The organism is Acidovorax sp. 99, assembly GCF_003096455.1.
GTDB classification, from domain to species: Bacteria; Pseudomonadota; Gammaproteobacteria; order Burkholderiales; family Burkholderiaceae_C; genus Acidovorax; species Acidovorax delafieldii.
Window position 1 is genome coordinate 3,771,012 of record NZ_QEKU01000001.1, and the last position, 23,884, is coordinate 3,794,895.

Annotated in this window: 21 protein-coding genes; 18 read left to right on the forward strand and 3 right to left on the reverse strand. The window is 63.8% G+C overall.

The annotated features are described in order from the left end of the window. Positions 1–55: 55 nt before the first annotated feature. Together C8C95_RS17505 and bfr are read right to left on the reverse strand one after the other, a co-directional pair. On the reverse strand, positions 56–364 hold the full coding sequence (locus C8C95_RS17505; RefSeq protein WP_056061811.1) for a hypothetical protein: 309 nt from the start codon (positions 362–364) through the stop codon (positions 56–58). Between the two features lie 426 nt (positions 365–790). Next, positions 791–1,267 (reverse strand): bacterioferritin, encoded by a 477-nt coding sequence (gene bfr / locus C8C95_RS17510; protein WP_099729799.1) that lies wholly within the window; start codon positions 1,265–1,267, stop codon positions 791–793. 284 nt (positions 1,268–1,551) lie between these two features. Here bfr and ahpC point away from each other — a divergent pair, with 284 nt between their 5' ends. The 18 genes from ahpC to maiA all read left to right on the forward strand — a co-directional run bounded on the left by ahpC (position 1,552) and on the right by maiA (position 22,712). Further along, positions 1,552–2,127, forward strand: coding sequence for an alkyl hydroperoxide reductase subunit C (gene ahpC / locus C8C95_RS17515; RefSeq protein WP_099729801.1), 576 nt, complete (start codon positions 1,552–1,554; stop codon positions 2,125–2,127). A 154-nt stretch (positions 2,128–2,281) separates the two neighbouring features. Next, positions 2,282–3,895, forward strand: coding sequence for an alkyl hydroperoxide reductase subunit F (gene ahpF, locus C8C95_RS17520; protein WP_108499379.1), 1,614 nt, complete (start codon positions 2,282–2,284; stop codon positions 3,893–3,895). A gap of 187 nt (positions 3,896–4,082) precedes the next feature. Beyond that, positions 4,083–4,436, forward strand: coding sequence for a hypothetical protein (locus C8C95_RS17525; RefSeq protein WP_116749409.1), 354 nt, complete (start codon positions 4,083–4,085; stop codon positions 4,434–4,436). 176 nt (positions 4,437–4,612) lie between these two features. Then, the gene (locus C8C95_RS17530; protein ID WP_116749410.1) at positions 4,613–5,890 is read left to right on the forward strand and encodes a TolC family protein; all 1,278 of its coding nucleotides are present in this window, start codon (positions 4,613–4,615) and stop codon (positions 5,888–5,890) included. A gap of 35 nt (positions 5,891–5,925) precedes the next feature. Continuing rightward, a complete protein-coding gene (locus tag C8C95_RS17535; RefSeq protein ID WP_116750338.1) occupies positions 5,926–6,498 on the forward strand; it encodes a hypothetical protein in 573 nt (190 codons plus the stop codon). Further along, positions 6,495–7,616, forward strand: a complete 1,122-nt coding sequence (locus tag C8C95_RS17540; RefSeq protein WP_116749411.1) for an HlyD family efflux transporter periplasmic adaptor subunit — start codon at positions 6,495–6,497, stop codon at positions 7,614–7,616. Before C8C95_RS17535 ends, C8C95_RS17540 begins: the two co-directional genes overlap by 4 nt. Before the next feature lie 9 nt (positions 7,617–7,625). Further along, positions 7,626–10,745 (forward strand): efflux RND transporter permease subunit, encoded by a 3,120-nt coding sequence (locus C8C95_RS17545; protein WP_116749412.1) that lies wholly within the window; start codon positions 7,626–7,628, stop codon positions 10,743–10,745. A 72-nt stretch (positions 10,746–10,817) separates the two neighbouring features. Next, the gene (locus C8C95_RS17550; RefSeq protein ID WP_116749413.1) at positions 10,818–11,216 is read left to right on the forward strand and encodes a hypothetical protein; all 399 of its coding nucleotides are present in this window, start codon (positions 10,818–10,820) and stop codon (positions 11,214–11,216) included. Positions 11,217–11,766: 550 nt separating this feature from the next. Further along, on the forward strand, positions 11,767–13,521 hold the full coding sequence (locus C8C95_RS23560; RefSeq protein ID WP_133246247.1) for a hypothetical protein: 1,755 nt from the start codon (positions 11,767–11,769) through the stop codon (positions 13,519–13,521). A gap of 458 nt (positions 13,522–13,979) precedes the next feature. After that, a complete protein-coding gene (locus C8C95_RS23565) occupies positions 13,980–15,011 on the forward strand; it encodes a hypothetical protein (protein ID WP_133246248.1) in 1,032 nt (343 codons plus the stop codon). A gap of 571 nt (positions 15,012–15,582) precedes the next feature. Further along, on the forward strand, positions 15,583–16,908 hold the full coding sequence (locus tag C8C95_RS17560; protein ID WP_116749415.1) for an aromatic ring-hydroxylating dioxygenase subunit alpha: 1,326 nt from the start codon (positions 15,583–15,585) through the stop codon (positions 16,906–16,908). 2 nt (positions 16,909–16,910) lie between these two features. Continuing rightward, a complete protein-coding gene (locus tag C8C95_RS17565) occupies positions 16,911–17,384 on the forward strand; it encodes an aromatic-ring-hydroxylating dioxygenase subunit beta (protein ID WP_055398708.1) in 474 nt (157 codons plus the stop codon). A 9-nt stretch (positions 17,385–17,393) separates the two neighbouring features. Continuing rightward, positions 17,394–17,717: a non-heme iron oxygenase ferredoxin subunit gene (locus tag C8C95_RS17570; protein ID WP_116749416.1), complete on the forward strand. Its 324-nt coding sequence runs from the start codon at positions 17,394–17,396 to the stop codon at positions 17,715–17,717. A gap of 37 nt (positions 17,718–17,754) precedes the next feature. Then, positions 17,755–19,041, forward strand: a complete 1,287-nt coding sequence (locus C8C95_RS17575) for an FAD-dependent oxidoreductase (protein WP_116749417.1) — start codon at positions 17,755–17,757, stop codon at positions 19,039–19,041. Between the two features lie 89 nt (positions 19,042–19,130). Further along, entirely contained in the window at positions 19,131–19,847 is a 717-nt protein-coding gene (locus tag C8C95_RS17580) for a fumarylacetoacetate hydrolase family protein (RefSeq protein ID WP_116749418.1), read from the forward strand. A gap of 31 nt (positions 19,848–19,878) precedes the next feature. Beyond that, the gene (locus tag C8C95_RS17585; protein WP_116749419.1) at positions 19,879–21,003 is read left to right on the forward strand and encodes a cupin domain-containing protein; all 1,125 of its coding nucleotides are present in this window, start codon (positions 19,879–19,881) and stop codon (positions 21,001–21,003) included. Between the two features lie 54 nt (positions 21,004–21,057). Beyond that, positions 21,058–22,059 (forward strand): tripartite tricarboxylate transporter substrate binding protein, encoded by a 1,002-nt coding sequence (locus tag C8C95_RS17590; protein ID WP_116749420.1) that lies wholly within the window; start codon positions 21,058–21,060, stop codon positions 22,057–22,059. A gap of 14 nt (positions 22,060–22,073) precedes the next feature. Beyond that, entirely contained in the window at positions 22,074–22,712 is a 639-nt protein-coding gene (gene maiA / locus C8C95_RS17595) for a maleylacetoacetate isomerase (RefSeq protein WP_116749421.1), read from the forward strand. Positions 22,713–22,890: 178 nt separating this feature from the next. Here the strand turns inward: maiA and C8C95_RS17600 are convergent, their stop codons facing one another. Next, positions 22,891–23,877, reverse strand: a complete 987-nt coding sequence (locus C8C95_RS17600; RefSeq protein ID WP_116749422.1) for a 2Fe-2S iron-sulfur cluster-binding protein — start codon at positions 23,875–23,877, stop codon at positions 22,891–22,893. Positions 23,878–23,884 lie beyond the last annotated feature (7 nt).

Here is a 23,884-nt window from a genome sequence, read left to right on the forward strand (position 1 = left end):
GCGGTGGCTGCAGGGGCCCGTTCTGCCGGTGGACGGGAGGGGAGTGTGCGGCTGGTCATGCGGCGGCCTTCATCCAATGCGGTGCCGTGGCGCAGGCGCCCAGCACCAGTGCGGGCAGCAGCGTGCCACCCCAGGCGCCCCAGGCGGTGCGTGTGTAAAAAGCCCAGCCAGCAGCGGTGGCATACACCACCCACGAGAGCATGGTGGCCGTGAGCACAGCCTCCACGCGGGGCATGCATTGCGCAAGCAGGAGCGACAGCGCCGCCGAGAAGCCTGCCGCCAGCGCGTAGCCGCCCCCTATCGCCGCCACGGCGCGGGAGGTGATGGCCAGCCGGTAGCGTCCATTGACGCGGGTGGCCTTCATGGCAGGGCCCGGGGAGATCCGGGGGTGTATGTGGGCAAGGGCCCCGCAAGGCAGGGGCGTGTCGTACGGTGCGGCATCAGCAAAGAGCTCCAGACAGGTGTGTGGGTACAAAACGCACAAACGCTGGCTGCAACGGGCGGCTTGAGCCGGGCTGACTGGCTTGCTGGCGGGCTCGGGAATCAGAGTGTCACTGAACCCGGCCGCTGGTGGTAGGCTGATATTCTACTTTTGTTGAGAAGCATTCGCATTTGTGTTGCGGGAATTTTCTTCCGTTGATGTGCACTTGCAACAACCCGTGATCGCAGGGGGCATTGCTATCCGGGAGAAATATTCTCAAAGCTGCAGCGCGCAGGCACAAAAAAACGGGCCGAAGCCCGTTTTGATTTTTCTGCCCGCTTTCGTGGACCGATCTGGCGATCCGTGGCCTTACTCCACATCGCCCATCTGCGACTGCAGGTAGTTCTGCAGGCCCACCTTGCCGATCAGGTCGATCTGGGTTTCGAGGAAGTCGATGTGCTCCTCGGTGTCGTCCAGGATCTTTTGCAGCAGGTCGCGCGATACATAGTCACGCACGCTTTCGCAGTGGGCGATCCCATCCTTGATGGTGGCTTGGGCGCCTTGTTCGGCGCGCAGGTCGCAGGCCAGGATCTCTGGCACGTCTTCGCCGACCTGGATCTTGGCCAGGTCCTGCAGGTTGGGCAGGCCGTCCAGCGTGAAGATGCGGTCCATGAGCCAGTCGGCATGCTTCATCTCGCCGATGGATTCCGAATACTCCTTCTTCGCCAGCTTGTCGAAGCCCCAGTGCTTGAGCATGCGGTAGTGCAGGAAGTACTGGTTGATGGCGGTGAGTTCGTTCTTGAGCTGGGCCTGCAGATGGCCAATGACCTGTGCGTCACCTTTCATGGGGACTCCTTGTAATGTGTGGATTCGGCGCTGATTGTCGTGACCCGCATCCAGCAGCGCAAGGCAAGCCCCTGCTGTGGCGCGCGGGCTGCGTGTGATGCTGAGAGGCGTTCGCGTTCACATCCTGTGTGCCCCGCGGCGCACCAGGGTTGTCACCGGGAGGTCGCACAGGGCGTTGTATAGTAATTGACAATTGATTCGATGTAATCAATTAATTGGATTGATGACTTGGAAATGCCTAAACTTCAGTCCTGTTCAGTCAACCAACCACAAAGGAAACAGCAATGTCCCTGATCAATACGCAAGTTCAGCCCTTCAAGACCACCGCTTTTGTCAACCGTGGCGGCAAGGGTGAATTCATCGAAGTGACCGAGCAGTCCCTCAAGGGCAAGTGGTCCGTGCTGATCTTCATGCCTGCAGCCTTCACCTTCAACTGCCCCACCGAAATCGAAGACGCTGCCGACAACTACGCTGAATTCCAAAAGGCCGGTGCCGAGGTTTACATCGTGACCACCGACACCCACTTCTCGCACAAGGTGTGGCATGAAACCTCCGACGCCGTGGGCAAGGCCAAGTTCCCGCTGGTCGGCGACCCAACGCACCAGCTGACCAACGCTTTCGGCGTGCACATTCCTGAAGAAGGTCTGGCACTGCGTGGCACGTTCGTGATCAACCCCGATGGCCTGATCAAGACCATGGAAATTCACTCCAACGAAATCGCCCGTGACGTGTCGGAAACCCTGCGCAAGCTCAAGGCTGCCCAGTTCACCGCCGCCAACCCTGGCCAAGTCTGCCCCGCCAAGTGGAAGGAAGGCGCCAAGACGCTGACGCCTTCGCTGGACCTGGTTGGCAAGATTTAATCCACGGCTCCTCCAAAGCCGGACAGCGTCATGGCGCCATCGCGCCATGCCGTCCGGCTTTTTTACGCCCGGACGTTGACAAGCAGGCTTGAACTGCAGCCTTTTTGGCGTCACCCTCCCAGACACCACAACTCGAATTTCAAAGGACACCACCATGCTCGACGAACAACTCAAGACCCAACTCGCCGCCTACCTGGAGCGCGTGCAGCAGCCGTTTGAGCTGGTGGCTTCCCTGGACGACAGCGAGACGGCGCGCGACATGCGCGAGCTGCTGACGACCATCCAATCCCTGCGCAGCGACAAGATCACCCTGCGCACCGACGGCAACGATGCACGCAAGCCATCTTTCAGCCTGCAGCGCCTGGGCGCCGCCAACAGCCTGCGCTTTGCCGGCCTGCCCTTGGGCCATGAATTCACCTCGCTGGTGCTGGCCCTGTTGTGGACGGGCGGCCACCCACCCAAGGTCGAGCAGGATGTGATCGACTCCATCAAGGCGCTGGATGGAGACTTCAACTTCGAGGTCTACATGAGCCTGACCTGCCACAACTGCCCGGACGTGGTGCAGGCGCTGTCGCTGATGGCCATCGTCAACCCGAAGATCAAGACGACCGTGATCGAAGGCGGCGCCTTCCAGCAGGAAGTGAACGACCGCGAAATCATGGCCGTGCCCATGGTGTTCCTGAACGGCCAGGTGTTCGGCTCGGGCCGGATGACCATCGAAGAGATCGTCGCCAAGCTCGACACCGGCTCTGCCGCCCGCGAAGCCGCCAAGCTCAGCGCCAAGGATCCGTACGACGTTCTCATCGTCGGCGGTGGCCCCGCTGGCGCGGCTGCCGCCGTGTATGCCGCCCGCAAGGGCATCCGCACCGGCGTGGCGGCCGAGCGTTTTGGCGGCCAGGTGAATGACACGCTGGCCATCGAGAACTACATCTCGGTACTCGAAACCGATGGCCCCAAGTTCGCCGCCGCGCTCGAAGCCCACACCCGCGCCTATGGCGTGGACATCATGAACCTGCAGCGCGCCGACAAGCTCATCCCCGCCGCGCAGCCCGGTGGTTTGATCGAAGTGCAGCTGGCCAACGGCGGCTCGCTCAAGGCCAAGACGGTGATCCTGTCCACTGGCGCCCGCTGGCGCAACGTGAATGTGCCCGGCGAAGCCGAGTACAAGAACAAGGGAGTGGCCTACTGCCCGCACTGCGATGGCCCGCTGTTCAAGGGCAAGCGCGTGTCGGTGATCGGCGGCGGTAACAGCGGTGTGGAAGCGGCTATCGACCTCGCTGGCGTGGTGGCCCACGTCACGCTCATCGAATTTGCCGACCAGCTCAAGGCCGACGCCGTGCTGGTCAACAAGCTCAAGAGCCTGCCCAACGTGACCATTCACACCAACGCGCAGACCACCGAAATCACCGGTGCCGATGGCAAGGTCAATGGCCTCAAGTACAAGGACCGCGCAACCAACGTGGAGCACACAGTAGCGCTGGAGGGCGTGTTCGTGCAGATTGGCCTGGTGCCCAATACCGAATGGCTCAAAGGTACGGTGGAGCTGTCGCGCTTCGGCGAAATCATCGTCGACTCGCACGGCCGCACCAACATCCCCGGCGTGTTTGCGGCGGGCGATTGCACCACCGTGCCTTTCAAGCAGATCGTGATTGCAGCGGGCGATGGCTCCAAGGCAGCGCTGAGCGCCTTTGACCACCTGATCCGCATGCCCGTGGTGGCCGAAGGGGCCAAGGCGCAGGCAGCGCAGCCCGAGGCCGTTGCTGCTTGATGTCGTGCAGGGGATGGGGGCGGATGCTGCCCTCGTCCCTGCAGGCAGGGCGGCCCGGAGCGTGAATCCAGCTGCGGATTCAGGCCTGGGCGTTTTGCCACTCAACCACGCAAAGTCCTTCAACCCGGTCTGGGCGATCCGCTGTTTTTTTAGGGGTTCTACAAACCTCCCTAGAATCCGGCTGCCCATGCGCCGCTTGCTGTTGATCTTCCTGTTGGTGTTCATGCCGCTCCAGTCCATCTGGACGGCTGCTTCGCCCTATTGCGGGCATGAAACGGCGCCGCAAGCCTCGCACTTTGGCCACCATGTGCACGATCATGTGGCCGATGAATCCCCTGCCCATCCAGCCAAGACATCCAGTGCCACCCCGGCGGACATGGACTGTCACGCCTGCCATGGTGCGGGCAGCGGTCTCGCGCACAGTCCCGGTGACCATGCCATCGTGGTGACTGCAGCACGCCCGCTGGCCCAGGCGGCACCAGCCTGGCCTCCAGCCCCCCTTTCACGCCCCGAACGCCCCAATTGGCCCGTCCTCGCCTGAGCGGCGAGGCGGGGGCTCTGGGCTGTCCCGTTTTCATTTGGATGTGGATCGAGACCTGCCTTGCGGGGCAGTCGCGACGCGCGCGCTGACGCCTGCGTGTGCTGCTGATCGGCTCTTCCTCCCATCGCGCCTCGCCGATTTCAACCTGTGGCCCCTGGCCACTGCAGAGGAATCGGATGCAATCAACGAAACAACGACACCATGCGCCCGCCGCCGCCGTAGCGGCTATGGCGCTGGGCTTGGCACTTCTGGGCACTGCCGCACAGGCCCAGACCCCCAACCCCGGCACGGCGCTGCTCACACTCCAGGCCCTGTTTGACCAGGCCTGGCAACGCCAGCCCGAAGCGCAGTCTGTCGCCTTGCGGCGCGAGGCCGCGCAGGCCACACGCAGCGCGGCGGCAGCCTGGACGGCCGAGCCCGTGGCGCTGGAGCTGTCCACCAAAACCGACCGCCCCGGCAGCAACCAGGGCAGCCGCGAAGCCGAAGTGGGCCTGGCCCTGCCGCTGTGGCTGCCCGGCGAGCGCGCCCGCAAGGCCGCGCTGGCCGATGCGGAAGCGCAGGCGCTTGGCAGCCGCCAGCGCGCCGCGCAGCTGCAACTCGCCGCCATCGTGCGCGAAGCGTGGTGGGCCGCGCAGCGCGCGCAGGCCGACTGGGCCCTGGCGCAAGACCGGCTGCTGAACGCGCAGCGCCTGGCCGCCGACGTGGCGCGCCGCGTGCGCGCGGGCGACCTGTCGCGTGCCGACCAGGCGCAGGCCGACGGCGCCGTGGCCCAGGCCGACGCCGCCATGGCCGAGGCCCAGGGCGCGTGGGACTCAGCGCAGGCCGCACTGGCTGCCTGGGGCGTGCAGGCCGCGCCCACCCTGGCGCTGGCGGACGGGGCAGAGCCCGAGCCCCCCGTGCCCGATGCCACGACCGCCGCTGCCCAGCACCCAACGGCGGCCGACTGGCAGGACCAGGCCGAGGTGGCGCGCCGCGCTGCCGACCTGGCCGCCGTGCAGACCCGTGCCAACCCCGAGCTGACCGTGGCCGCCACGCGGGGTCGCGAGCAGGCGGGCGACCGCTACCAGCAGACATTCACCGTGGGCCTGCGCATACCCCTGGGCGGGGGCGACCGTGCGCAGGCGAAGCAGGCTACAGCACGCGCCGATGCCATCGATGCCGAGGCGCGTGCTGCCGTGGAGCAAAGGCGCCTGGCCGCCGACATCGCCGCCGCCATGGCCCGCGTGAAGGCCGCGCAGGCCCAGCGCGATGCGCTGGCACGGCACGCGGCGCTGGCGCAGGGCACACGCGGCTTTATCGACAAGGCCTTCCGCCTGGGCGAAGCCGACGGCCCCACGCGCCTGCGTGTGGAGCTGGAGGCCGCCCAGGCCGAACGCCAGTTGGCCCGCGCCCGCATCGACACAGCGGCCGCCATCTCCCACTTGCGCCAGGCCCTGGGCCTGCTGCCGCAATGACGCCCTTGAGGCCCTCACCACTTTTGCTGAACACCATGAAACTCTCTTCCACTTTCTCCACACTGGGCCTGGCCCTGCTGCTGGGCTTGCTACCGCCGACCGCGCTGGCTGGCGCAGGCCATGACCATGGCGAAGCCCCCGCCGCCGCTGCGGGCACAGCCCTGCCGCGCTTTGCTGCTACCTCGGACCTGTTTGAACTCGTGGGCGTGCTCGACGGGCAAAAAATCGCGCTCTATCTGGACCACGCGGGTGACAACAGCCCCGTGAAGGACGCCCGGCTGGAGCTGGACATTGCGGGCACCAGCGTGCCCGTCACCCGCGTGGCCGAGGGCAAGTTCCAGGCCACCCTGGCCGCGCCGCTGGCCGAGGGTGTGAGCCCCGTCACCGCCACCGTGGCCGCAGGCAATGACACCGACCTGCTCGCAGGCGAGATCGACCTGCACCCCGCCGCCCACCCCGATGCCGCACCGGAAGGGCTGGCCCGCCGCACTGTGCTGATTGCAGGCGCTGTGGCCGCCGTGCTGCTGGCGCTGTTTGCCGTTTGGGGACTGCGCCGGGGCCGTACTGCCCGTATTGGCAATACCCAGCGCGTGGGAGGTGCAGCATGAAGCGCTTGCACCCCATGCCCTCTTTGCTGGCCCTGCTCATGGCTGCCGCGCTCTGCGCACCCCTGCCAGCCCTGGCAGGCCCCGGCCACGACCATGGCGACGCGCCGCCCGCGCCCACCGGCAACGGCCCCAGCCGCCAGCCCGATGGCAGCGTCTTCCTGCCCAAACCCGCGCAGCGCCAACTGGGCGTGCGCACTCTGGTGGCAGCCACCGGGCAGCACGCCAAGGCCTTTGAACTGGCGGGCACCGTGGTGATGGACCCCAACGCGGGTGGCAAGGTGCAGGCCGTACTGGCAGGCCGTCTGGAGGCCGGGCCCAAGGGCCTGCCCGGCGTGGGCCAGGCGGTGCGCAAGGGCGAGGTGCTGGCCTATGTGGTGCCCACGGCGGGCGCCATCGAGCGATCCAACCAAGTGGCCCAGCAGGCTGAGCTGCGCGCTGCACGCGACCTGGCCGCACGGCGCGTGGCGCGCCTGACGGAGCTGGCCGACACCGTGCCGCGCAAGGACATCGAAGCTGCCGAGAGCGAGCTGCACAGCCTCACCCAGCGCCTGGGCGCCGTGGGCGCGGGCCTGGCCACACGCGATGCGCTGGTGGCGCCTGTGTCGGGCGTGATCGCTTCGGCCAATGCCGTGGCGGGGCAGGTGGTGGATGCGCGCGAACTGGTGTTTGAGGTGGTAGACCCATCGCGCCTGCGCATCGAGGCCCTGGCCTACGACACCGCCCAGGCGCACAGCGTGGCCGGTGCCACGCTGGCCGTGGGTGGGCAGCGCGTGCCGCTGCGCTTTCTGGGCGCGGCGCGCAGCCTGCGCGACCAGGCGCAGCCGCTGCAGTTTGCGGGCGACTCGGCCGCGCTGGGCACCTTGGCCTTGGGCCAGCCCGTGCGCGTGTTCGTGCAGTCCACCGACAAGGTCGATGGCGTGCAAGTGCCCGCTGCCGCGCTGCTGCGCAACCCGGCCAACCAGACCATCGTGTGGGTCAAGGAGTCGCCCGAGCGCTTTGTGCCCCGGGTCGTCACCTCGGTGCCGCTGGATGGCACCTCGGTGGCCGTGACTTCGGGCCTCCAGCCCGGCGACCGCGTGGCCACGCAGGGCGCCACGCTCATCAACCAGGTCCGCTAAGGAGTCGCTATGTTCAAGTGGCTTCTCGAAAACAGCCTGGTCAACCGGCTGCTGGTGCTCATCGCAGCAGCCGTGCTCATGGCCTACGGCGCCTTCACGCTCTCGCGCACGCCGGTGGACGTGTTCCCCGACCTCAACAAACCCACCGTCACCCTCATGACCGAGGCGGGTGGCATGGCCGCAGAAGAGGTGGAGCAGCTCATCACCTTCCCGCTGGAGACCACGATGAACGGCCTGCCCGGCGTGGAGAGCGTGCGCTCCACCTCCAGCGCGGGCCTGTCGTTCATCTACGTCACCTTCGACTGGAGCACCGACATCTACCGCGCGCGCCAGATGGTGTCGGAGCGCCTGTCGTCCATGGAGGAAGGCCTGCCCAGCGGCATCACGCCGCGCATGGGGCCCATCAGCTCCATCATGGGCGAGATCATGCAGGTGGCCATCCCCATCGACGCGGGCAAGACCACGCCCATGGCCGTGCGCGAGTACGCCGACTGGGTGCTGCGCCCGCGCCTCATGGCCATCCCTGGCGTGGCGCAGGTGATCCCCATCGGTGGCGAGGTGCGCCAGTTCCAGGTGCTGCCCGACACGGCGCGCATGGCGGCGCTGGGCATCACGCACGACCAGCTCACGGGCGCGCTCACGGGCTTTGCGGCCAACACCTCGGGCGGGTTTCTGGAGCTGGGCGGGCGCGAATACCTCATCCGCCACCTGGGCCGCACCTCGCGGCTCGAAGACCTGCAGAACCTGGCCCTCACCGCCAAAAACGGCCAGAGCGTGCTGCTGCGCCAGGTGGCCGATGCCACTTTTGCCGCCGCCACCAAACGTGGCGACGCAGGCTTCGAAGGGCAGGGCGCCGTCATCCTCGGCATCCAGAAGCAACCCACGGCCGACACCATCGGCCTCACGCGCAGCATCGAGGCCGCGCTGGTGGACCTGAAGAACTCGCTGCCCACCGGCATGGAGGCGCCGCGCGTCACCTTCCGCCAGGCGAGCTTCATCGAGGCGTCGGTCACCACGCTGCAGGGCAAGCTCATGGGCGCCTCGGTGTTTGTGGCGGTGATTTTGTTCGTGTTCCTCGGCACGCTCCGGCCCACGGTGATTGCGCTCACGGCCATCCCGGTGTCCATCTTCATCACGGCGCTGGTGTTCAAGTATTTCGGCCTGTCGATCAACACCATGACGCTGGGCGGCCTGGCCATTGCCATTGGCGGCCTGGTGGACGACGCGGTGGTCGATGTAGAAAACGTGCTGCGCCGTCTGAAGATGGACCGCGCCAAACACCCCCACCACCGGCTGCACCCCATCGAGGTGGTCAAGCTCGCGTCCATGGAAGTGCGCTCCGGCATCCTGTACGCCACGGCCATCATCGTGCTGGTGTTCTTGCCGCTGTTTGCGCTGCCGGGCATCGAGGGGCGGCTGTTTGTGCCGCTGGGCATTGCGTTCATCGTGTCCACGCTGGCCTCGCTGCTGGTGTCGGTCACCGTCACGCCGGTGCTGGCGTTCTACTTGCTGCCGCGCATGAAGAACCTGGACCACGGCGACACGCGCGTGGTGGCCTGGCTCAAAGCGCGCTACCGCAACGGGCTCTCGGCTGTGCTGGCGCGCCCGCGCACAGCCCTGGCCGTGAGTGCGATGGCGGTGGCGCTGTCGGCAGCGGCGGTGCCGTTTTTCCCCACCACGTTCTTGCCTCCGTTCAATGAAGGCACGCTGCTCATCGGCATGCGGCTCAACCCCGGTGTCACGCTGGCCGAATCGAGCGCGCTGGCCCGCCAGGCCGAGGTGCTGGTGCGCCAGGTGCCCGAGGTCACGCACGTGGGCCGGCGCAGTGGCCGCGCCGAGCTCGATGAACATGCCGAAGGCGTGCACGTGAGCGAGCTGGACGTGGGCCTGCTGCCTGCGGCGGAGCTCAAGCGCAGCATGGCCGAGGTGCAGGCCGACATCCGCAGCCGCCTGGCGCATTTGCCCGCCGCCATTGCCATCGGCCAGCCCATCTCGCACCGCATCGACCACATGCTCTCGGGCGTGCGCTCGCAGATCGCCATCAAGCTCTTTGGCGACGACCTGGACACCTTGCGCGGCCAGGCCGAGGCCCTGCGCGCGGGGCTGGCGGGCATCCCCGGCCTGGCCGACCTGGAGGTGGAAAAGCAGGTGCTGGCGCCGCAGATCACCGTGCGCGTGGACTACGCCGCCGCTGCGCAAATGGGCGTGCCCGCGCCCCAGGTGCTGGCCGCGCTGCAGACGCTGGTGGAGGGCGAGAAAGTGGCCCAGGTGGTGGAGGGCAGCCGCCGCTTTGCGCTGGTGGTGCGCCTGCCCGACAGCGCGCGCTCCATCGACGGCCTGGCGCGTGTGCTGATCGACACGCCACGCGGCCCCGTGCCCCTGTCGCGCCTGGCCACCATCGAAGAAGGCGACGGCCCCAACCAGATCAGCCGCGACGATGGCAAGCGCCGCATCGTGCTCTCGGCCAACGCGCAGGGCAGGGCGCTGTCCGATGTGGTGGCCGACATCCGCCAGGCTGTGGGCGACACGCGCCTGCCCGAGGGCTACTTCATCACCCTGGGCGGCCAGTTCCAGGCGCAGGAAGAAGCCAGCCGCCTGGTGGGCCTGCTGGCCATCGTCTCGCTGGTGCTGATGTTTGTGGTGCTATACACGCGCTACCGCTCGGCCACGCTGTCGGCACTCATCATGGCCAATATCCCGCTGGCGCTGGTGGGTGCGGTGCTGGGGTTGTGGGTGTCGGGCCAGCCGCTGTCGGTGGCGGCGCTGATTGGCTTCATCACACTGGCGGGCATCTCGGTGCGCAACGGCATTTTGAAAGTGAGCCACTACCTCAACCTCATGCGCGTCGAGGGCGAACGCTTTGACACCGCGATGATCGTGCGTGGCTCGCTAGAGCGCCTGAGCCCCGTGCTGATGACCGCCCTGGTCACCGCCTTTGCCTTGGCCCCGCTGCTGCTGGAGGCCGAGCGCCCCGGCACCGAAATCCTGCACCCGGTGGCCGTGGTCATCTTCAGCGGCCTCATCAGCTCCACGCTGCTCGACACCTTCCTCACCCCCGCCCTGTTCTGGCTGTTTGGCCGCCAAGACGCCGAACGCCTGCTGGACGACAAGAACGCCGAGGCGTTCTGAGCCTTTCTTGTTTTGTACTTGTTCTCTTTATTTGTTCGTTTGCTTTTTCATTCACCCTTTGAAAGGACTCTCATGAAAACCACCCGCCAACTTTTCGCCGCCCTGGCCCTCGCAGCCTTGGCCACCACCGCCGCTTACGCCGCTGGCGACCACGGCGCAGGCCACGACCACAAGCCCCAACACGGCGGCATCGTGGCCGAAGCCAACGACATGGACTACGAACTTGTCGCCAAGCCCGACACCATCACCTTGCACTTGCGCGACCACGGCAAACCCGCCAAGACCGAGGGCGTGAGCGCCAAGCTCACCCTGCTCAACGGCACCGAAAAATCCGAGGCTGTGCTTGTACCGGCAGGCGAGGGCAGGCTCGAAACCAAAGGCATCTTCAAGGTCGCAGCAGGCACCAAGGTGGTTGCGCTGGTGACGCTGCCGGGCAAGAAGGCGGCGAATGTGCGGTTTGCGGTGAAGTAAGCCGCTGCCGGAGAGAGAAAGAAAGCGTTGTGCTCGACGTGCCGCCGCGCTGGCTTTTGCTGGTGCGGCGGTGTGCTGTCTGTCTCAGTGGCAGTGCGCCTTGAGCACGGGCGAGATAGGTGCGTGCGTGGCTTCAGTGGTGCTGTGTGCTGAAATTTGAAGAAAATTGGGCTCTACCGCCTGTCTATCAAGCGCTTGTAGCTATCAAATTGGTAGTGAGGTGGTTGATGCTGGGCGCAGGGAGCTGAGCTTGCGTGGGCGGGAATAGACAGATTTTTGGGGCGGAGTGTCTGGCTGTTTAGGCTGGTTGCGGACGTAGGGAAAGCGTCCGCGAATGAGTACTATCGGCCAGTTGCGGTCATATGCGAATATCTGCTGCCAGAGAGCACGATCGACCTCCACACCAAGGGTGATCCAAATCAGCAAATTAGGCTATCCGACTTCAATTGCCCGAATTCAAAGAAAATTTCGCCTTCGAGGCGCTGCTCAGATATTCCCGGCTAGCATGGTTGGTACTCGGTCAAACAGGCGACGAGTCAAATGGATCACTATGAACTTAAGTAACAACTTCGGTGCGCTTTCCTTCAATCCCATTGAAGGCCCGGGGTATGGAATAGCTCAGCTTCGAGCATACCTATCGCTCAAATCGGAATGGGATAGCGAGCTTGTGTCGCCTCAAAAGTTGGGGCAAATTGCCAGCGACCTTGGTATAGGGCAATTTTCAAAGGACGACATACTTGGCCTGTGGCGTATCGGGCTACTCCGCGCTGATTGCGTTGAGTGCGAAAAATCCCCGCAAATTGACGGATTGAATTCTTTGAATTTTGATTCACGACATCTTGATTTGCGCGCCATAGTCACGAAGCAAAAGGGGTACGGGAGTTCAATGTCGAAAAAGTCGAAAGTCAGAAATTCTGTCGACGATTCGCTACCCAATGTGAGTTTTCATCCGACGCGGATCTATGTTTTGTACCACGTGGTCAGGACGCTCGCTTCGAAAACTAGCCCCTGTCAATATTTAATTTACAGACCGGGCTTAGCTAAGCTTGCGCGCTTTGAGCTTAAAAATCTTGACAGGTGGACAAGCAGCCCCGCATTTTCCAACCGTTTTGACTATTGGAATCAGCTCGCTGAAGTAGCTGCATTATGTTCCGTTGTATTGTGGCTTCCGCCAGAAGATCATGAAGTTCGAGCACACGCCTTCAATCGGCTGCCATCCTATGCGGACATGGTCAGAAACTACTTGAAGCATTCCGGACTGATCACGATTAGGCAATGGCGACAAGATCTTGCATGGGCCGCACATACAAGCGATGAAAACAGGAATATCCACACACTACTTCGTCTGATGAGGCTGTCGGAACGCGAACGCATCAAAGGCTCTTTGGGCGCTGCAATGAAGTTTCTAGATATGGCGGAGTCAATTAGAAGAGCGAGCGAACGGTTGCTCAACATCGAGCTTGCGGAGGAGGACGAGATAGGACCGGGACAGTGGATGCATGGCGCGCGCAAGATGCTGTATGGACATGAGCGCGTGTTCGATGCGCCGCGCAAAGACCTTCGAGACTTTTTGGGAATATTAGGTCTTGACTTTGGTGTAAAGGTACGTTGCTATGTTGAGGGAGAGACGGAATTCGGGGCCTTTAGGTATGCCATCGGCGTTGACGGTTTGTGTTCAGTTGTAAATCTAAAAGGCAATGTCGTACAGCGTGGCGGCAGAGGTATGGCGTTCGCCGACTCTTTGGCGGAAGACGTCCGCGACCGGGTTATCAGTGTGATAGTTGTAGATAGAGATAGGGAAGATGTCGTTCGTGCGGTGAAGAGGGCAGCGTCAGAAAAACGCATACATGGCCGCTTCTATTTAAGTTCCCCAGATTTCGAGCTGGCAAATTTCAATATTGAAGAGTTATTGCGCATCGCAATCGCAACAGCGCTGTCATGCAATTTTGACAACGAAGAAGTGAACAAGCGCCTAATCGAAGAGCTACCAATAGTTTCGGAAGCAAAGTCCGCCAAAGAATTTATGCGGTTACTGCCTTCAGACATCAGGGACGGTGTGACTAAGGGTGAAACTTGGGGCGCAGCGTTGATGAAATATGCCATTGCACATCCGATATTCCCGGCTAACGATTCGAGGACAGGGGAAGAGCGAGAGATTTTCGATGCCGCCCGTGTTCTGGTTCGTGCTCAAGATGTTGGCTACCTTCGTTCGGTCGAGATGGAGGAACTCGATCCAGAAACCGGAAAAATGGTGATGCGTCAGGTCGAAAATAGCCATATAGACGATAGTGCTACGCTGGACTGACAGCCGCGCGATGGTGTGCGAAAGTTAGGAAGCTGCCTGCCTGCAACAGAGCTGTTGGCCGACCGCTGTAGGTCCAGACCAGCCATTCGGGTCAAAGTCACAAAGCCCACCTTTGACATTGCCCGTACGCCTGCCCAGTACCCGTGGTTATTTTGCTCAAAGGAAATCGTTCCTACTGTTCCGGCAGGCCATCTGCTACGACGTCAGGCCTTTAAATCCAGATGTCCATTCTTTGCGCGATATGCGGCATTCATGCTGCGCCTACTAAAGATCACATTTCTCTGCATAATATTTATCCAAAACCTCGGGTTAATAATATTAACCTCAATACCGTGCCCGCCCGCGCAGACTGTAACAATCTTGCAATCCAGTTTTGACCAAAATCGCTAGTTAAGGCCTACGGCTAGGCCGAGACCCCATTGCATTAGGCCCAAAATTTCTCCAGATTGACTACTCGAATGAGACTTTATTCTTGGGACCGCTTCATTACTCGCGCATTCGCCGTCCCCCCATCGCTCATGGGTCGCACACTATCCTTCGAGCGCAATGGCTCACAAGTCACGATCAAGCTTCCGCCTGTAGAGAAGGTCGGCAACGCGCACGATGAAGATGCTAGGGCCCTCCGTGGCGCATGGAATAGCAACACAGGAGAATCCATCTACTTCTTCGTCCGATCGGTCGATGTGTGCGTCGAAGTCTCGGCAGAAGTGGCGGTTCCCAGTGGGGTTCTTGAGCGAAACCCAAACGCTTACGACCTCATTAGTGATGAAGAGCAGAGAATCCTGAATTCCATCGCCGAGGGATGCGCGACTCAGTCTCGGGCAGCCTTTGAGTACTGGGTTTCACTACTTCGATGGGTATCGGGGGCACATGAGATATGCAGGCACGTGAGAGTGGGTAACGAATCAGGATGGTCCACATATTTGCTGGATTCAAACACCAAAAAGGAAGTCTGGACCCTCAGTCAGACCATTGTTTTAGGAAGCTGTCGCACCGTCACTGAGGCCGTTTGGGAGAAAGTCAGCCAGCTAGCACTCGTCGGAGAATCACCTCCCATCTATTCAATCCTCTATGGCGACGCCCTGGACTGTCTTGATGAGGGAGACTATCGACGAGCTTTGGTAGACCTTAGCGTTGCATGTGAGGTATTCCTGCGTAGCCGCGTAATAGCTTCGTTACCAACGGGCACGTCCGATCAAGTCTCTCGGTTGATTGAAGAAACAAATATCAACCAGCTTGTCTCTCACCTTTTCCCAGCACTTTTGGATCCAGATGCCAAGGAGCGATACAAGAAAAATATAAAGGAAGACTTGTCCTCAATGCTCGCCAGAAGGAACAAATTAATGCATGCAGCCGAACTGCACGGGGCAACGCTAGAGAACTGTCAACGATATGCGAATTCTGCGCACGAATTGTTCAGTCTAATGCCCGATCCCATACTAGGCAGTTTTGCTTCGCTTGGAGATCAGAGTCATACAGCACTCATTTAGTACAGCCAGGCTTGGTACCTCAGTCAACCGGACATTCAACAGCCCGCTTCGTTGGCGGTCGGTCGCCGACTACTTCCAACGCTGAGCGTCTGCATTTTCTAATTGCACCGACTGCTCCTGGCCGATAGTGCCTTTGACTGCGAATAGCGACCGACTGCAACCGCTGCAAAGCAGCCCATGCGGATCTGAACTGATCTGAAATGCCTTCGCATGGCCCTGCCACCCATCGGCTGAGCATCGTCCCCAGCGACATCCTCGCCACGCAGGCTGTCCGCCCGGCTCAGCCCCATCGGTAGAAATTTTCGGCCGACCGCTCCTAGTACCCACTCCCGTTTGACTCGCTCATGCCACCCGCATGCAGCGCGCCTTGCACCGCCACATGGCCCTTCAATCTCCCGCGCCGCCGTCAAAGTCATATTCACGCTAGTGATATGAAACATCACCAGCGTTCCATTGACTGATATTGCTGCAGCGCGAATGATCGGTCCCCAGGCGCTGGATGCATCTGCACCAGCCCCGAAAGACTGATGGATCGACTGATTGGCGATGACAAAAAACATAGGAGACGCCCATGCATGAATGCCCCGTGACCGTGTTCCCGCAGCAGATTCGCTGGGAGACGGACGGCACCAGCCGCATTCCCTTTCAGGCCTATACCGATGAGGCGCTGTACCGCAAGGAGCTGGACCGTTTGTTCTACAACGGGCACTGGTGCTATGTCGGCTTGGAGGCTGAGATTCCCAACGCGGGGGATTTCAAGCGCACGGTGATCGGCGAGCGTTCGGTGTTGCTGGTGCGTGACAAGGACGCTTCGATCCATGTGGTGGAAAACGTCTGCGCCCACCGGGGCATGGCGTTTTGCCGTGAGCGGCATGGCAACCGCGAGAGCCTGACCTGCCCGTACCACCAGTGGAACTACACCCTGTCGGGCGACTTGCAGGGTGTGCCGTTTCGGCGTGGCGTGAAGCAGGATGGCAAGGTCAATGGCGGCATGCCAGCGGACTTCAACCCGGCGGAGCATGGGCTGACCAAGCTCAAGGTGGCCACCCGTGGCGGCGTGGTGTTTGCGTCGTTTGACCACAGCGTGGAGCCGCTGGAGGAATTCTTGGGCCCCACCATCCTGGGTTACTTTGACCGGCTGTTCAATGGCCGCAAGCTCACCATCCTGGGCTACAACCGCCAGCGCATTCCGGGCAACTGGAAGCTGATGCAAGAGAACATCAAGGACCCGTACCACCCCGGCCTGCTGCACACCTGGTTCGTGACCTTTGGGCTCTGGCGTGCAGACAACAAGTCGCAACTGCTGATGGACGCGCAGCACCGCCACGCGGCCATGGTCTCGACCCGTGGCGCGGCGGGCAAGGCGGCGGATGTGACGCAGGTGTCCAGCTTCAAGGCCAGCATGTCGCTGAATGACCCGCGCTTTTTGGACATTGCGCAGGAGGACTGGTGGGCGGGGCCGGCCCCGGCGGCCAGCGGGGAGGGCGCCGCGGCGCCGAGCGCGGCGGCACCGGTGCCCACGGCGGTAATGATGACCGTGTTCCCCAGCGTGATCTTTCAGCAGCAGGTCAACAGCGTGTCCACACGCCACATCCAGCCCGATGGCAAGGGGGCTTTTGATTTTGTGTGGACGCACTTTGGCTTTGAAGACGACAGCGAGGAGATGACGCAGCGCCGCCTGCGCCAGGCCAATCTGTTCGGCCCGGCGGGCTTTGTGTCGGCCGACGATGGAGAGGTGATTGAGTGGTCGCAAGAAGGCTTTGAGACCAAGCCCGCGCACCGCACGCTGGCCGAGTTGGGGGGGCGCGATGTGGGCGACACGGACCACATGGTGACCGAGACGCTGATCCGGGGCATGTACGAGTACTGGCGCAAGGTGATGGAGGCGGAGGCTTGACCATGGACTTCCAGACCTACTTCGAACTGAACCAGCTCTACGCCCGCTACGCCCGCGCACTCGACGCGGCGGACTGGGAGGCGTGGCCTGAATTTTTCATCGAGAACTGCGTGTACAAGCTGCAGCCGCGCGAGAACCACGAGCGCGGGTTTCCGCTGGCCACGCTGGCGTTTGACAGCAAGGGCATGTTGAAAGACCGCGTCTACGGCATCCGCGAGACGCTGTTCCACGACCCCTACTACCAGCGCCATGTGGTGGGTGCGCCGCTGGTGCACAAGGTGGATGCCGATGGCCGTATCCACTGCGAGGCCAACTATGCGGTGCTGCGCACACGCCTGTCGAAGGAATCGACGGTGTTCAACGTGGGGCGCACGCTCGATGAAGTGGTGCCCACGCCCGAGGGCCTGAAGTTCGCGTCGCGCCTCGTCGTTTACGACAGCGAGATGATCCCCAACTCGCTGATCTACCCCATCTGAGGAGCCGCCATGACGACGATGACGACAAACTGGATTGACGCCGCCGCGCACAGCGATGTGCCCGAGGGTGACGTGATCGGCCTGGCCGTGGCCGGGCGCGACATTGCGCTGTATGGCGTGGGCGGCGAGGTGTTTGCCACCGACAACATCTGCACCCACGGCCATGCGCGCCTGTGCGATGGGTTTCTGGAAGGGCACGAGATCGAATGCCCTTTGCACCAGGGCAAGTTTGATGTGCGCAACGGCAAACCCACCTGCGCGCCTGTAACCGAGCCGCTGCGCAGCTACCCCGTGAAGATCGAGGGCGGCCGCGTGTGGCTGGCCCTGGACTGAGAAGCTGAGCGCAGCAACCTTTCTCAAGGAGATCCCCATGACTGCCGAACGACCTGAGGTCGAGGCCGCTGCATTGCCGCATGAAGGCGCTAACGCCCACTCGGCCCACACCATCGTGATCGTCGGTGCGGGCCAGGCGGGCGGCTGGGCGGCGCAGGCGCTGCGCAGCGAAGGCTTTGCGGGCCGTGTGGTGCTGATCGGTGACGAAGCCCACCCGCCGCACGAGCGGCCACCGCTGTCGAAGGCGGTGCTATCGGGCGCAGCCGCGCCGGAGAGCACGCGCCTCATGAAACCCGAGGCCTTTGACGCCCTGGCGGTGCAATGGCGGCCCGGTGTGCAGGTGCACCGCATTGACCGCGCGGCCAAGCAGGTGCTGCTGTCGGATGGCACCGCGCAGCCCTACGACAAGCTCATCCTGTGCACCGGCGGGCGCGCCCGGCGGCTTGCCTTGCCGGGGGCAGACCAGGTGCCGCTGCACACGCTGCGCACCATTGAAGATGCGCAGGCGCTGGCCCCGGCCCTTCGGCCTGGCCGCAGCGTGGTGGTGGTGGGCGGTGGCTGGATCGGCCTGGAGGTGGCGGCCACCGCACGCCAGCAGGGCGCGGAAGTGGTGGTGGTGGAGACGCAAAGCCGCTTGTGCGAGCGCACCGTGCCCGCCGAGGTGTCGGCGTACCTGCTGGCGCTGCACCGCGCCCAGGGCGTGCGCGTGTTGCTGGGCGCGGGGGTGCGGGGCTTTGCCCGCGCTGCAGATGGCGCAGATATTCGCTCGGAGGTCTTGCTGGCCGATGGCAGCGCGCTGGCGTGCGACACCATCGTGCTGGGCGTTGGCCTGGTGCCCAACGACGAGCTGGCCCGCGAGGCGGGCCTGGCTTGCGAAGGTGGCGTGCTGGTCGATGCCCAATGCCGCACGTCCGACCCCCACATCCTGGCCGCAGGCGATGTGGCCGTGGCACCCAACCCTTGGGCGGGCCGCAGCCTGCGGCTTGAATCGTGGCAGAACGCGCAGGAGCAGGGCATGGCCGCTGCGCGCTCGGCCCTGGGCCAGGCCGTGGACTACCAGCCGTTGCCATGGTTCTGGTCCGACCAGTACGGCATGAACCTGCAGATCTACGGCATGCCCACGCCTGCGCACCGCGTGGTGCAGCGCGGCGACCCGGCCAGCGGCAGCTTTGTGTTGTTTTACCTGGCGGGTGACGTGGTGCAGGCCGCCGTAGGTGCCAACGCAGCGCGTGACCTGCGCTTTGCCCGCAGGCTGATCGAGCAGCGCAAGTCGGTGAATGCCGAGCAGCTGGCCGACCTGAACACGCCGATGGCAAAGCTGTGAACCCGCATGGATGCCGCGCAGCAAAGAAGCCCGCACCCGCACCCAAGCCCACCAGAACCGAACACGACAACCCGCTAAGGAAACCACCGATGACCGCAACCACGTCAACCACTTACCTCTGGACCCCGCCCCCCGTCTATTCGCTGCCTGTGCGTGGCCGCAGCGAGCGCCTCCCCATCCACCGGCTGTTCTTTGTGGGCCGCAACTACCACGCGCATGCGGTTGAGATGGGGCGCCCGGTGGACAAGGCGGTGGAGGTGCCGTTCTATTTCACCAAGGCACCGTCCACGCTGGTCGAGTCTGGCGCGACCGTGGCCTACCCACCCGGCACCCAGAACTACCACCACGAAATGGAACTGGTGCTGGCCATTGGTGCGCCCGGTTTTCGTGTGAGCGAGGCGGATGCGCCCCGCCTTGTCTATGGCTATGCCTGCGGCCTGGACATGACGCGCCGCGACCTGCAGCTGGTAGCGCGCGACAAGGGCCGGCCTTGGGACCTGGGCAAGGATGTGGAGCAGTCTTCCGTGGTCTCCGAGATCGTGCCCATGCCGCAGGTGGTGCTGGGCCAGGGCAACCTGGAGCTTTCAGTCAATGGCACGGTGCGCCAGAAGTCCGACCTGTCCAAGCTGATCTGGAACATCCCCGAGCTGATTGCCGACCTGTCCAAGTTCTACCACCTGCAGCCGGGTGACCTGATCTTCACCGGCACGCCCGAGGGCGTAGGCCCCGTGCTGGCAGGCGACCGCATTGAAGGCCACATTGAAGGCGTGGGCAGCATCGTGCTCCACGTTGGCCCGGTGGAATAAGAAAAAACCACATCCAGGAGGCAACCCCACCATGACCACCGACCTCACGCCTTCCCCCGTGCGGCTGCATGCCGTTGCGGGCAAGGGCCAGCCCGATCCGACGCCCGAGCTGGAGCAGCTGTACCGGGGCTTTGAGCAAGAGCTGCTGGTACCGCTCTGGACGCAGATTGGCGACCTGATGCCCCGCCAGCCCCAATCCAAGGCCGTGCCGCACTTGTGGCGCTGGGACCGCTTGAAGGCCCTGGCCGCACAGGCGGGCGCCATCGTGCCCGTGGGCCGTGGCGGCGAGCGCCGTGCGATTGCGCTGGCCAACCCTGCGCTGGGTGGGCGCCCGTTTGCCACGCCCACGCTGTGGGCCGCCATTCAGTACCTGATGCCTGGCGAAGACGCCCCCGAGCACCGGCACACGCAGCACGCGTTTCGTTTTGTGGTGGAAGGCGAGGGCGTGTGGACCGTGGTGAATGGCGATGCCGTGCGCATGTCGCGGGGCGACTTTCTGCCCCAGGCGGGCTGGAACTGGCATGCCCACCACAACGCTGCCACCGAGCCCATGGCCTGGATCGACGGCCTGGACATTCCGTTCTCGTACTACACCGAGAGCCAGTTCTTCGAAGTGGGGCGCGAGAAGCTCCCACCCGCCGAGCGCACCACCGCCGAGCGTTCTTATTCCGAAAGGCTGTGGAGCCACCCGGGCCTGCGCCCGGTATCGATGGTGCAGGCGCAGCCCGCCACGCCCTTGCTGGCCTACCGCTGGGTGGATACCGACCGCGCGCTAGCCGATCAGCTCGCGCTGGAAGACGAAGGCCAGCCGGGCACGCTGAGCCCCGGGCACGCGGCGGTGCGCTTTACCAACCCCACGACCGGCGCGGATGTGTTGCCCACGATGCGGACCGAAATGCACCGCGTGCGCGCGGGCGGCGCCACGCGGGTGCACCGCGAGGTGGGTTCGTCCGTGTTCCAGGTGTTTGACGGCAGCGGCACCGTCACGGTGGGTGAGCGCACCTGGCAGGTGGCGCGGGGCGACTTGTTTGTGGTGCCGTCGTGGCAACCGTTCTCGGCCCAGGCATCGGCCGCTGGCGCGCTAGACCTGTTCCGTTTCAGCGATGCGCCGATTTTTGAGGCGCTGCACAGCCACCGTGCGCAAGTCACTGTTTGATCCATCACTCACCAAGCCGGATTCGGCTTTCATAAAACCAAGGAGACACCCCCCATGCTGACCGCCATTCGTTCACAGATTTTGAGACCTGCCCTGGCGCTCTGCGCGCTGGCCCTTGTGGCCGCCGCGAGCGTGCCCCATGCCGTGGCGCAGACCTTCCCCGCCAAACCCGTTCGCTCCGTCGCGCCGTATTCGCCCGGCAGCGGCCCCGATGCGGTGATGCGCATCCTTAGCGAGCGCTTGTCGCGCAACTGGGGGCAGCAACTCGTCATTGACAACAAACCAGGGGCCAACGGTTTCATCGCCATCGGCGATGCCAAGCGCGCTGCACCCGACGGCTACACCCTGCTGCAGGTGGACAACACGCACATGGCCCTGCAGCCGCACGTGTTCAAGCAACTGCCCTATGACCCGACCAAAGATTTCGAGCCCGTCGCTCCGGTGTATTTCACGAACTTCTTTGTGGTGGTGGCGGCCAACTCGCCCTGGAAGGATGTGGGCGATCTGATCAAGGCGGCCAAGGCGGCGCCGGGCGACATCACCTACGGCTCCTGGGGCATCGGCAGCGTGGCCCATGTGGGCGCGGCGAGTCTGGAGGCAGCAACGGGCACAAAGATGATGCATGTGCCGTACAAGGACATGGGCAGTGTCTACACATCCGTGGCCACGGGCGACATCAAATGGGCATTCGGTACGGCAGCGACGGCAGGGCCGATGTTCCAGGCCAAGAAGGTGAAGTTTCTGGCCCTGGCTGCGCCCCAGCGTCTGGCGGGCTTCACCGACATTCCGACCATGGGCGAAGCGGGCGGCCCGGCCGGTTTTGAAGTGAAGACCTGGGTGGGCCTGTTCGCGCCTGCTGGCACGCCGAAGGCCGCCATCGAGAAGATCAATGCCGACGTGGGCAAGGTGCTGGCCACTTCAGAGGTCAAGGAGCGCCTGGCGACCTTCGGGTTTGAGCCCTACATTGGCCCGCCCGCCGAACTCACCAAGGCCATCGAACGCGATTCGCGCACGTTTGGTGAAGTCGTCAAGCGCGCCAAGATTGCCCTGGACTGACACAGAGACTGAGCATGAAACTCTATTCCTTCTTCCGCAGCGGAACATCCCACCGCTTGCGCATTGCGCTCAATCTCAAGGGGCTGGCCTACGAGCAGATTGCGGTCGACTTGCGGCGTGAGGAACATCTGGGAGATGCCTTCAAGGCCATCAACCCGCAGCAGTTGGTGCCCGTGCTGGAGGCCGACGAGCGCCTGATGATTCAGTCGCCCGCCATCATCGAGTGGCTCGAAGAGCGCTATCCCACCCCACCGCTGCTGCCCGGCGATGCAGGCGATCGCGCCCAGGTGCGCGCCCTGGCGGCCATCGTGGGCTGCGACATCCATCCCATCAACAACCGCCGCATTCTGGAGGCGCTGCGCCATCGCTTTGGTACCGACGAGGCGGCCGTGAACGACTGGTGCGGCACCTGGATCAGCGCGGGCTTTGATGCCATTGAGGCGCTGCTGTCGAAGGACCCGCAGCGCGGTGATTTCTGCTTTGGTAGCACCCCCACGCTGGCCGATGTGTACCTGGTTCCGCAGGTGGAGAGCGCGCGCCGCTTCAAGGTGGACTTGTCGCGCTGGCCGCTAATCCAGGCAGTTGACGCTGCCTGCGCGCAGCTGGAAGCGTTCCGCAAGGCGGCGCCCAGCGCGCAGCCGGATGCGGGCTGAGCCTGTCGAAGCCCCTCGCGGCGCTTCGACCGCGCTGAGTGAGCGGTTCAAGTGGATTCAGAAGACTCCAAAGACCTCATTCCGTTTCCAAATCATCCGTGTCTAGGCGCGAAGCCGCAGACAGTGCTGCAGCACGGCAAGGCGAAGCAACAACGATACGGATGATTGGGAGACGGAATCAGTCGCCCTGCATGTAAAAAGCCTCGGCATGGAGGTGAGCCGCCTCCAGGCCTTTGCCCAGCGCCAGCAGTGTGGTGGTCTCCACCATCGGCGGCGATCCGCACAGATACGCCTGCCAGCCTTGCAGGCTCGCATGGTCCTGCTCGATGGCCTGGGTCACCAGCCCGCGCCGCTGCGTGGCAGGGTCGGCGCCCGAGGCCACCACCACATGCACCTGCAGGGCAGGGTGCACGCTGCGCAAATGGTCCAGCCACGCCAGGCCATACAGCTCGCGCGGCGAGCGCAAGCCGAAGTACAGGTGAATGGGGTTGCGCATGCCCGCAGCCACCGCGCCGCGCACCACCGACAGCACCGACGCCAGCCCGGTGCCCCCAGCCACGCACAGCATGGGCCCCGTGTGCTGTTGGCGCAGATACGCCGCACCCAGCGGCCCACTGACCTTGACCTTGTCTCCCACCTTCAGCTGCCCGGCGATGTAGCCGCTGACCCGGCCCTGGGGCATGAGTTGCACATGAAACTCCAGCAGCGGTTCGCCCGGCAGGTTTGCCATGGAGTAGGGGCGCACATGCGTTGGCGTGAACCCCAGCTGTATGTACTGCCCCGGTGAAAACGCAATGGGTTTAGCCACCCTGAGCAGCAGACGCTGGATGTCTGCCGCCAGTGGCTCGATGGCCACCACGGTGGCCTTGGCCACGCGCGCACGGTGCACCACGGCCTCTTCGGGGGCGGGCACTTCGATGGTGCAGGGCTCGGTCACATAGGTCTGGCAAGCCAGCACGGCACCGTCCACGCCGTCCAGCGGGCGCTGCTGCTCGCGCCCGCCATCGAGCACCTCACCAGACAGCACCCGGCAGCGGCAGATGCCGCAGCGGCCAGAAAGGCACGAATACGACATCGGAACCTGCGCCGCGCGCAGGGCGTCAAGCAGGTTCACGCCGGGCTGGGCGCGGATCACGCGGTTAAGCGGCTGAACGAGGATGTCCATGGCGGGC

Bases quoted from the DNA above. Each gene is read 5' to 3' on its own strand.
- C8C95_RS17545 (WP_116749412.1), top strand. From the start codon at position 7,626: ATGTTCAAGTGGCTTCTCGAAAACAGCCTGGTCAACCGGCTGCTGGTG.
- C8C95_RS17580 (WP_116749418.1), top strand. From the start codon at position 19,131: ATGACCGCAACCACGTCAACCACTTACCTCTGGACCCCGCCCCCCGTC.
- C8C95_RS17505 (WP_056061811.1), bottom strand. From the start codon at position 364: ATGAAGGCCACCCGCGTCAATGGACGCTACCGGCTGGCCATCACCTCC.
- C8C95_RS17590 (WP_116749420.1), top strand. From the start codon at position 21,058: ATGCTGACCGCCATTCGTTCACAGATTTTGAGACCTGCCCTGGCGCTC.
- C8C95_RS17540 (WP_116749411.1), top strand. From the start codon at position 6,495: ATGAAGCGCTTGCACCCCATGCCCTCTTTGCTGGCCCTGCTCATGGCT.
- maiA (WP_116749421.1), top strand. From the start codon at position 22,074: ATGAAACTCTATTCCTTCTTCCGCAGCGGAACATCCCACCGCTTGCGC.
- C8C95_RS17565 (WP_055398708.1), top strand. From the start codon at position 16,911: ATGGACTTCCAGACCTACTTCGAACTGAACCAGCTCTACGCCCGCTAC.
- C8C95_RS17530 (WP_116749410.1), top strand. From the start codon at position 4,613: ATGCAATCAACGAAACAACGACACCATGCGCCCGCCGCCGCCGTAGCG.
- C8C95_RS17560 (WP_116749415.1), top strand. From the start codon at position 15,583: ATGCATGAATGCCCCGTGACCGTGTTCCCGCAGCAGATTCGCTGGGAG.
- C8C95_RS23560 (WP_133246247.1), top strand. From the start codon at position 11,767: ATGAACTTAAGTAACAACTTCGGTGCGCTTTCCTTCAATCCCATTGAA.
- C8C95_RS17550 (WP_116749413.1), top strand. From the start codon at position 10,818: ATGAAAACCACCCGCCAACTTTTCGCCGCCCTGGCCCTCGCAGCCTTG.
- C8C95_RS17525 (WP_116749409.1), top strand. From the start codon at position 4,083: ATGCGCCGCTTGCTGTTGATCTTCCTGTTGGTGTTCATGCCGCTCCAG.
- C8C95_RS17575 (WP_116749417.1), top strand. From the start codon at position 17,755: ATGACTGCCGAACGACCTGAGGTCGAGGCCGCTGCATTGCCGCATGAA.
- C8C95_RS17600 (WP_116749422.1), bottom strand. From the start codon at position 23,877: ATGGACATCCTCGTTCAGCCGCTTAACCGCGTGATCCGCGCCCAGCCC.
- C8C95_RS23565 (WP_133246248.1), top strand. From the start codon at position 13,980: ATGAGACTTTATTCTTGGGACCGCTTCATTACTCGCGCATTCGCCGTC.
- ahpC (WP_099729801.1), top strand. From the start codon at position 1,552: ATGTCCCTGATCAATACGCAAGTTCAGCCCTTCAAGACCACCGCTTTT.
- bfr (WP_099729799.1), bottom strand. From the start codon at position 1,267: ATGAAAGGTGACGCACAGGTCATTGGCCATCTGCAGGCCCAGCTCAAG.
- ahpF (WP_108499379.1), top strand. From the start codon at position 2,282: ATGCTCGACGAACAACTCAAGACCCAACTCGCCGCCTACCTGGAGCGC.
- C8C95_RS17585 (WP_116749419.1), top strand. From the start codon at position 19,879: ATGACCACCGACCTCACGCCTTCCCCCGTGCGGCTGCATGCCGTTGCG.
- C8C95_RS17570 (WP_116749416.1), top strand. From the start codon at position 17,394: ATGACGACGATGACGACAAACTGGATTGACGCCGCCGCGCACAGCGAT.
- C8C95_RS17535 (WP_116750338.1), top strand. From the start codon at position 5,926: ATGAAACTCTCTTCCACTTTCTCCACACTGGGCCTGGCCCTGCTGCTG.